1 pseudogene is annotated in these 337 nt (G+C 75.1%); it reads left to right on the top strand.

Annotated elements, in window-relative coordinates:
• Positions 1–337: pseudogene (locus tag ACEN88_RS34830) on the top strand (xanthine dehydrogenase family protein molybdopterin-binding subunit); the annotation flags it as partial.

Genomic DNA, 337 nt, shown 5'->3' with positions numbered 1-337 from the left:
GCGCAGCGCGCGGCTGCGCTGGGCGGCGACATCGATGCGGACGACGTCCGCCTTAAGACGCCCGCGGACTTCCGCCTGATCGGCAAGCCGGTGCCGCGGCGCGACGCGCCATCGAAGGTCAACGGGCGCGCGGTGTTCGGCATCGACGTGCGGCCGGAAGGCCTGCTGTACGCGGCGCTGCGCATGGCGCCCGTGCTGGGCGCAGGTGTCGCGGGGTTCGATGCGGGCAAGGTGGCGGCGCTGCCGGGCGTCGAGCACGTCGTCGACGTATCGTCCGCGCTCGCGCCGTTGTCCGGTGCGGGCGCCGGCGTCGCGGTCGTGGCGAAGGGCTGGTGGC

Source organism: Massilia sp. CT11-108, assembly GCF_047302915.1.
Classification (GTDB): Bacteria; Pseudomonadota; Gammaproteobacteria; order Burkholderiales; family Burkholderiaceae_D; genus Telluria; species Telluria orientalis.
The sequence above is the reverse complement of the archived record's forward strand: the minus strand, read 5'-3'. Positions and strand labels throughout refer to the sequence as shown.